This window comes from Megasphaera geminata F0357, assembly GCF_000239275.1.
GTDB classification, from domain to species: domain Bacteria; phylum Bacillota; class Negativicutes; order Veillonellales; family Megasphaeraceae; genus Megasphaera; species Megasphaera geminata.
The window spans coordinates 1-4,226 of the sequence record NZ_JH417581.1 but is presented as its reverse complement, the minus strand read 5'-3'; the positions used below and the strand labels follow the sequence as shown (position 1 = coordinate 4,226).

At 50.4% G+C, this 4,226-nt stretch carries 1 protein-coding gene; it reads left to right on the top strand.

From position 1 onward, the window contains the following. Positions 1 to 254: 254 nt before the first annotated feature. Entirely contained in the window at positions 255 to 3,791 is a 3,537-nt protein-coding gene (gene nifJ / locus HMPREF0080_RS03840; RefSeq protein ID WP_006789922.1) for a pyruvate:ferredoxin (flavodoxin) oxidoreductase, read from the top strand. Positions 3,792 to 4,226 lie beyond the last annotated feature (435 nt).

The window sequence follows — 4,226 nt, the reverse complement described above, 5'->3', positions numbered from 1 at the left end:
ATCGTGATGCGGCGCCTCTTCGGCTTTGAACGGCGCTTTGGTGATTGTACAGGTTTCTTTTGCGGCGGTACCGGACTGACAGTATTCGGTAAGTAATATTTCTAATTGAGAAGATATGCGCGGAATGACCTAAATCAATGATTGCACATCCATTAATGCATAAACGGTACGGCAACTATTCTTGACACGTATACCGTATATATATATAATGAAAATATAGTTAAACGTTGTACGTGAAAAAGGAGTGAGACTAAATGGTAAAACAAATTACTAAAACTATGGACGGTAATCAGGCAACCGCCGATGTAGCGTATTCCTTTACGGAAGTCGCTACGATTTATCCGATTACGCCGTCTTCCCCGATGGCGGAACACGTTGACGCCTGGTCGGCTCACGGCCGTAAAAATCTTTTCGGCCAGCCCGTTAAGCTCGTTGAAATGCAGTCTGAGGCCGGTGCTATCGGCGCCGTTCACGGTGCCGCCGAAACGGGCAGCCTTTGCTCGACGTTCACCGCTTCTCAGGGCCTCATGCTTATGATCCCTGTGTTGCATCGTTTATCCGGACAGCTGAAACCGGTGGTTCTTCATATTGCCGCCCGTACGGTGGGGACGCATACCATGTCCATTTTCGGAGATCATTCGGACGTTATGGGCTGTCGTAATACCGGCTTTGCCATGCTTTGCAGCGCAAGCGTGCAGGAATGTGCGGATCTTGCCGCTGTGGCGCACTTGTCGGCTATTAAAGGTCATGTACCGTTCATGCATTTCTTTGACGGGTTCCGTACGTCTCATGAAATTCAAAAAATTCAGATGCTTTCGGAAGAAGAACTGAAGAAACTCATCGACAGGGATGCGCTTTATGATTTCAAACATCACGGTCTTAATCCGGAACATCCTGTTATGCGCAGCACCGTAACCAATCCGGATATGTATTTCCAGTCTAAAGAAGCGAGCAATCTTTGGTATGATCGCCTGCCGCAGATCGTGGATGAATACATGCAGCAGATCAGCGCTCTTACGGGCCGTGATTATAAACTCTTCAACTACTACGGCGCGCCTGATGCGGAAGATATTCTCATCGCCATGGGTTCCGTTACCGGTGCTGTTCAGGAAACGGTGGACGCTCTTAATGCGCAAGGGAAGAAGACCGGTTATGTACAGGTTCATCTCTATCGCCCCTTTTCCATTGACCACTTCATCGCGGCCTTGCCGAAGACGGTTAAACGCATTACTGTCATGGATCGCACTAAAGAGCCGGGCGCTCTCGGAGAACCTCTGTATGAAGACATTTGCGCGGCTATCCGTCACACCGATATAGATGCCAAAATCTACGCCTGTCGTTACGGCCTCTCGTCGAAGGACGTACCGCCCGCATCAATTAACGCGGTCTTTGCGAACATGGAAAAGGCCGAACCTAAAGTTCACTTTACTGTCGGCTTAAATGATGACGTTACCAATCTCTCTATTCCGGATGTTCCTCTGGCGGTCAACCATGACGGCATCGTCAACTGTAAGTTCTGGGGCTTCGGTTCTGACGGCACTGTCGGCGCCAACAAGAACTCTATCAAGATTATCGGCGATAATACGGATATGTTCGTGCAGGCATATTTTGAATATGATACGAAAAAATCCGGCGGCGTTACGAAATCACACTTGCGTTTCGGCAAGAATCCCATTCGTTCAACGTATTACATTAAACAGGCGGACTTCCTCGCCTGCCATAAGCCGGTTTACATGAGCACCTATGATATTGTCGGTGAAGTAAAGGACGGCGGTGTCTTCCTTCTCAACTGCAGCTGGACGCCGGCGGAACTGGAAGAGCACCTGAGCAATTCCGTCAAACGTCAAATTGCGAAGAAGAATATTCAGTTCTATACGATTGATGCCTCCAAGATCGCTCAGGAAATCGGTCTCGGCGCCAACCGCACGAATACAGTCCTGCAAGCGGCCTTCTTCAAACTGGCCAATATCATGCCCATTGACGATGCGGTCGAACATATGAAAGCCGCTATTTACAAAACGTATATGGCGAAGGGCGCTAAAGTCGTTTCCATGAACCAGGCGGCAGTAGACCGCGGTCTCAGTGATCTCGTAAAAGTGGATATCCCTGCCGCATGGGCTGATTTGCCGGAAGATGCGCCGCAGGAAGATACCCGCAATATTCCGGATTTCATCAAGAAAATTGTTGAACCGTCCAATCTCCAGAAGGGCGATGACATTCCTGTCAGTGAATTCGTCCCCTATGCGGACGGCTCTTATCCTATGGGCTCCACGCAGTACGAAAAGCGCGGTATCGCTTCTGTCGTGCCTCGCTGGATTGCCGACAATTGTATTCAGTGTAACCGTTGCTCCTTTGTTTGTCCTCATGCGGCGATCCGTCCGTTCCTGGCAACGAAGGAAGAATTGGCTGATGCGCCCGAAGGGTTTGAAACGAAGAAAGCTACGGGCCGAGGGCTTGAAGAATACGGTTTTCGTATTCAAGTATCGCCGCTCGACTGCTACAGTTGCTATACGTGTGTAAACGTTTGCCCGGCTAAGGAAAAAGCCCTTGTTATGGAACCGCTTGATACACAGCTCCATGAACATGAGAATTGGGAATTTGCCGTAACGCTCAGCCAGAAAGACACGGGCCTTGATAAATATTCCGTCAAGGGAAGCCAGTTCAACCAGCCTCTCCTTGAATTCTCCGGAGCCTGCGCGGGTTGTGCCGAAACGGCGTATATGAAAGTTCTCACGCAGCTCTTCGGACAGCGTATGCTCGTGGCTAATGCGACAGGCTGCACGCAGGCATGGGGATCCGCAATGCCCAGCCTGTCTTATACCGTTAACAAGGACGGGTTCGGCCCGGCCTGGTCGAACTCCGTATTTGAAGATAACGCCGAATTCGCACTCGGTATGTCCCTTTCCATGGAACAGCAGCGTGACGACCTGCGCCTCAAGACGGAAGAACTCCTGCCGCTTGCAGAGGGAGATTTGAAAGCGGCCGCTCAGGCATGGCTTGATTCCCTCGGCGTGCCGAATGAAGGAGAAGTGACCGAAAGTATCAGCAAAGCGTATATTGCGGCGCTTGCCAAAGCGAATGTCACGGGTAAGGCGAAAGAACTCCGCGATTACCTCCTTGCTCACAAAGAGCACATTGTGAAGAAGACCATTTGGATGTACGGCGGTGACGGCTGGGCATATGATATCGGTTACGGCGGATTGGATCATGTCCTTTCCATGAACTATAATGTCAATATCATGCTCGTCGATACGGAAGTATATTCCAATACGGGCGGTCAGTCTTCGAAAGCGACGCCTGTCGGCGCAGTGGCGCAGTTCGCTTCCGCCGGCCGCCGTTCCAATAAAAAGGATCTCGGCCGTCTCCTCATGACATACGGCCATATCTACATCGCCCAGGTCGCGTTGGGTGCGGATCCGAACCAGCTTATGAAAGCGATTAAAGAAGCCGAGGCATATGACGGCCCGTCCATTATTATCGCGTACTCGCCGTGCATCAATCACGGCCTCAGCTGCGGTATGGGCAGAGCGCAGGAAGAAATGAAACGAGCTGTTGAATGCGGTTACTGGCATTTGTATCGCTATAATCCGGAACTCAAGAAAGCAGGCAAGAATCCCTTTATCTTGGATTCCGAGGAACCGAAAGCCTCCTTCCGTGATTATCTCATGGGTGAAACGCGGTATGCCGCTCTTACGAGGACTTTCCCGGAAATTGCGGATGAACTCTTCTCGCAGGCGGAACACTTTGCGAAAGAAAAATATGATATTTACAGGACATTGGCAGATAAATAGTCTGAACAGGAAAAGGGGCTTCCCGTACAGGAAGCCCCTTTTGACGTGCATCGTTTATTTTCCGCCGCAGCAGGGAGATTTGCCGTTACCTTTGGACGTATCTTTTTCAGACGAACAGCAGCCTGCGCCGCCGTCGCACAGGAGCAGCCCGTGGTACCCTTGAACAGGCCGCGTACGTGTTTGAACATATAAACGGCTGCAATAAGTATTACGATACCTACGATACATGTTGCCGGAGTCATACTAATCGCCTTCTTTCTGTAAGAATACCTTCGTATCTGAACGCCGCTTTTACGGTGAATTTGCTTCTCTTATGCGCCCAGGCCGGCGAGAAGCGATATATTGTATGTAACCAGCGCAAATACATAGGCGAGGACGAGTCCCAGACCGGCGGAGAAGCCCATCCATTTCCAGGAATTCGTTTCACGTTTGATG

Excerpts from the sequence above, each read along its gene's own strand:
- nifJ (WP_006789922.1), top strand. The coding sequence starts at position 255 with ATGGTAAAACAAATTACTAAAACTATGGACGGTAATCAGGCAACCGCC.